The organism is Frankia sp. CeRuru1 (assembly GCF_977966315.1).
In genome coordinates this window covers 1-3,990 of sequence record NZ_CDWWEW010000440.1, presented here as the reverse complement: position 1 = coordinate 3,990, position 3,990 = coordinate 1, and the positions used below count along the sequence as shown (strand labels likewise).

Genomic DNA, 3,990 nt, shown 5'->3' with positions numbered 1-3,990 from the left:
GCACCCCCGGTCAGCGTGCCCGCATCCCCCCGCCGGGCCAGGCCATCGGCTCCGATGCCGGCTCCCAGTTCGGGAAGCGCGGGCCCCGGGCCGATCCCGAGGACCGGACCGTACCTGTGGCGCAGTTCGGCGGTCTTCGCCCGCAACTGCACCTGGGCCCGCTCGGCGACGCGGCGCGGGCTGACGATCTCCGCGATGGAATCGATCGTCTCCGCCAGTTCGGCGCGGGTCTCTTCGATCTGTTGCTGGATCACGGCCGGGTCCTGCGGCACCGATGTCGCCCTCTCGTCCGTTGCGAATGGCGGACGCGCTCCCGCGGCTGGCGTCGATCGGCGTCGATGGACGCCACGGACATCTCCGTCGGGTGCGACCGGCCTGCAACGATCGTGCCAGACACATCATCGCCCGGCGAGACCAAACGGCCAGTGGCGCGACACGTCACGCGGGCGCACCGACGCACGACGTCTCGCCCCGTCCAATCCCGGTCTCCGTACCGCGCAGATGGCGCCGCGGGCGGAAGCGACCGCCCACCGGAATCCGTCCGGCGGGACATTACGCTGAACGCTGTGCGCGAGGGCCAGCGGTGGTCTGGCCCGGGTGGGCATCGCCCGGGCGACTCCCACCGTTAGCACCTGCTGAGCACCTGCTGCGGTCAGACGGACACGTTTTCCGCGGCCCCGGTCCGTCCTGCCCGGCCCTGTCCTGGAGCGTCATGTCCCTGGTCCACCATCCTCGTCACGACACGGGTTCCCGTCACGGCGCCGGTTCCCCGCCCGGGCAGTTCCCCCCGTCGCGCTCCCCGCGGCGCCGTCCGGCACTGGCCGGAACCATTGCCACGGTCCTGGTCGCCTCCTCGATGGCGCTGCTCACCGCCTGCGCCGGCTCGGGAACCGACACCGGAGTGAAGATCGTCGATGTGGGGAACGGAGGCGACAACGGCGGCCTGCACGGCACCGCCCCGGCCAGGAGGCTGGCCAAGCCGGCCCTCAACCTCACCGACACCGACGGCCGTCCCTTCGACCTGCGCGCACGCACGCAGGGAAAGATCACCATGCTGTTCTTCGGCTACACCCACTGTCCGGACGTCTGCCCGACCACGATGGCGGACATCGCGTCGGCACTCGGCGAGGTGAAACCGGACGTGCGTGACCAGGTGACGGTCGTCTTCGTGACGACCGACCCTGATCGGGATACGGAGGTGGTCCTCAGTCGTTGGCTTAAGCAGTTCAACGCAACCTTCATCGGCGCCCGCGGTCCGTTCGACCGGATCCGTACCGAGGCCGAGGCCCTGGGCGTTCCCCTGGAGAAACCGGAGGTCCAGGCCGACGGCTCCGTTCTGGTCACCCATGGCGCCCAGGTCATCGTCTTCTCTCGGGATGACAGGATCCGCGCGCTGTACCTGGCGGGGACCAGCGTCCAGGACTACATCGACGACCTGCCCAAGCTGACCGCCGAGCGGTCCGGATCAGAAGAAGCACGGACTTGAATCCGATCATCTACAGCCTTGTCACCCCCATGCAGCCGGCCAGTCGCGCCGTCTCCACGGTGTTGCGCCTCGGCCTCGGCGTGGTCTGGCTGGTCGCCGGGCTGTTGAAGGTCAACGACCCGGACGGGATGGTGCGCTCCGTGCGGGCGTTCCGCATCCTGCCCGATGCCCTCGTGCAGCCGATCGCGTACGGCGTCCCGTTCCTGGAGATCGCCCTGGGGATGCTGCTCGTCGTGGGGCTCGCCGTGCGGCTGTCCGCCGTCGTGTCCGCGGTGATGTTCGCCGTCTACATCGCAGCGATCGCGTCGGCTGCCGCCCGGGGGCTGCGGATCGACTGCGGCTGCTTCTCCTCCGGGGGTGATCTCGCTGCCGATGCCCCGACGCACTACACCTCCGAGCTGATCCGCGACAGCCTGCTGCTCGCCGCCGCCGGGCTGCTGGCCTGGCGGCCGAGCGGCTATCTGGCGGTGGACCGCCTCCTCGACCAACCGGTGAACGATCTTTCCGGGAGTACCGCTGATGGCTTCGAAGTCGAAGAAGACACCGTTGACGACCGGCGGTAGGGCCCCGGGCGGCAGCGCCGCGAAGCCCGACGCGCCCCCCCCGACGGGTGGGGGCAAGGCGGCCAGCGGACAGGAGCGACGGGCCAAGGCTGCGGCGGCGCGGGCCGCGGCGGCAGCGCGGGAACGGCGACGGCAGCGCGGCATCATCACCGGCGTGGTGCTGGCCGTTCTCGTCCTGGTCGGCGCGATCGGCTTTGCCGTCCAGAACTCCCGCGAGGAGTCGAAGCCGGTGGTCCTGCCGGCGAGCGCCACCGGCACCGATCACGGCATCGTCGTCGGGAAGGCGTCCGCGCCGGTCACCGTCGACATATACGAGGATTTCCAGTGCCCCATCTGCGGGACACTGGAGAAGACAACCGGGCCGACTATCGACAAGCTCCTCGACGACGGAAAAATCAAGATTGATTATCACATGATGTCGTTCATCGGGCCGGAGTCGAAGCGGGCGGCGAACGCGGCGGCGGCAGCCGCCAACGAGGGCAGGTTCCGGCAGTTGCACGATGTGCTGTACGCGAACCAGCCCGAGGAGCGCACCGGCGGCTTCACCAACGACACGCTCATCACGCTCGGGGCGAAAGCGGGGCTGACCTCGCAGGCGTACCGGAAAGCGGTCAACGAGGGGACCTACGACGGGTACGTCGCCAAGGTCGACGAGGACGCATCGAAGGCCGGCGTCACCGGCACGCCGACCGTCTTCGTCAACGGCAAGCGGCTGTCCGGGGAGCAGCTCACCCCGGAGGGCTTCCGCGCGGCGGTCGACGCAGCAGCCTGACAGGGCAGCCTGGCAGCGCAGCCTGGCAGCGCAGCCTGGCAGGGCAGCCTGGCAGGGCAGCCTGAGCAGATGGGGGACCAAGACACGCTCCATGGTGCACAGACCGTGCCCTGGTCCCCCGAATCTCGCCACGTTGGGGATCTGTCCGCTGGAGGGTTTGCCGTCCTGCGCAGGCCACGGCTACTTTTCGGACCATGACTGAGACTGCCAACGCCGCCCGTCTAGTCCCCGGCGACGTCGCACCCGACTTCACCCTGCCCGACTCCGAGGGGAACGAGGTGTCCCTGGCGTCCTACCGGGGACGGCGGGTCGTCGTCTACTTCTACCCGGCCGCGTCGACCCCGGGGTGCACGAAGCAGGCCTGCGACTTCCGGGACAGCCTCGCCCAGCTCGGCAACGCCGGCATCGACGTGCTCGGGATCTCTCCCGACAAGCCCGCCAAGCTGGTGAAGTTCCGCGACGCGGAAGCCCTGACGTTTCCGCTGCTCTCCGACCCGGAGCGGAAGGTGCTCGCCGCGTACGGCGCCTTCGGCGAGAAGACAATGTACGGGAAGAAGACCGTCGGCGTGATCCGCTCGACGTTCGTGATCGGCACGGACGGCACGATCGAGGTGGCGCAGTACAACGTCCGCGCGACCGGTCATGTCGCCAAGCTGCTGCGCGACCTGGGCCTCGCCGCCGCCTGACCGGGACCGTCCCTGAGGCGCCTGGCCGAACCCTTCCCACAGGCTTCGTCGATCGCTTCGTCGATCGCTTCGTTGACGGCTTCGTCAGCTCGCCGGTCGCAGATCCCAGCCCAGCAGCACGTTCTCCGGACGGCGCGGATCGACCAGCACGGGGATACGACGCGGGCGGCCCGACGATGCCGTCGCCGCCTCGCTCAGGTCGATGTCCGGGTCGGGAAGGACCGTGCTGCGCACCACCGGGTACACGTTGCCCCACGCGCCGGGGCGTTCGATGAGCAGATGAACCTCGGCGACCGGCCGGCCGTTCACCCGCAGGCCCGTGTCACGGACCGCGCAGACGGCCGCGGTCGTCGCCCGACCGGTGTCGATGAGCTTCAACGCCCGGTTCCGTTCGAGGAGGGCACGCTGGGCGGCGTGGCGGGGACCGGGGCCGACCAGCCGTGGGGCCTCGTTCCCGGCCTCGGCCTCGGTCCTGACGTTGGC

At 69.8% G+C, this 3,990-nt stretch carries 6 protein-coding genes; 4 read left to right on the top strand and 2 right to left on the bottom strand.

What is annotated here, in order from left to right; all coding sequences use genetic code 11:
* Positions 1-272 (bottom strand): DUF3618 domain-containing protein (locus tag AC08OP_RS22195; protein WP_476615949.1); only part of this gene is annotated, 272 nt, incomplete at its 3' end.
* 440 nt (positions 273-712) lie between these two features.
* On the opposite strand from AC08OP_RS22195, the gene AC08OP_RS22190 reads away from it, so the two are divergent.
* From AC08OP_RS22190 to bcp, 4 genes are all read left to right on the top strand, one after another.
* A complete protein-coding gene (locus AC08OP_RS22190; protein ID WP_476615948.1) occupies positions 713-1,486 on the top strand; it encodes an SCO family protein in 774 nt (257 codons plus the stop codon).
* The gene (locus tag AC08OP_RS22185) at positions 1,483-2,049 is read left to right on the top strand and encodes a MauE/DoxX family redox-associated membrane protein (RefSeq protein ID WP_476615947.1); all 567 of its coding nucleotides are present in this window, start codon (positions 1,483-1,485) and stop codon (positions 2,047-2,049) included. Before AC08OP_RS22190 ends, AC08OP_RS22185 begins: the two co-directional genes overlap by 4 nt.
* Positions 2,006-2,821: a DsbA family protein gene (locus tag AC08OP_RS22180; RefSeq protein ID WP_476615946.1), complete on the top strand. Its 816-nt coding sequence runs from the start codon at positions 2,006-2,008 to the stop codon at positions 2,819-2,821. Before AC08OP_RS22185 ends, AC08OP_RS22180 begins: the two co-directional genes overlap by 44 nt.
* 194 nt (positions 2,822-3,015) lie before the next feature.
* Positions 3,016-3,507, top strand: a complete 492-nt coding sequence (gene bcp / locus AC08OP_RS22175) for a thioredoxin-dependent thiol peroxidase (protein WP_462203927.1) — start codon at positions 3,016-3,018, stop codon at positions 3,505-3,507.
* 84 nt (positions 3,508-3,591) lie between these two features.
* On the opposite strand, the gene AC08OP_RS22170 is transcribed toward bcp, so the two are convergent.
* Positions 3,592-3,990, bottom strand: a 399-nt coding sequence (locus AC08OP_RS22170; protein WP_476615945.1) for a hypothetical protein, incomplete at its 5' end; no start/stop codon positions are given.

Bases quoted from the DNA above. Each gene is read 5' to 3' on its own strand.
- AC08OP_RS22190 (WP_476615948.1), top strand. From the start codon at position 713: ATGTCCCTGGTCCACCATCCTCGTCACGACACGGGTTCCCGTCACGGC.
- AC08OP_RS22180 (WP_476615946.1), top strand. From the start codon at position 2,006: ATGGCTTCGAAGTCGAAGAAGACACCGTTGACGACCGGCGGTAGGGCC.
- bcp (WP_462203927.1), top strand. From the start codon at position 3,016: ATGACTGAGACTGCCAACGCCGCCCGTCTAGTCCCCGGCGACGTCGCA.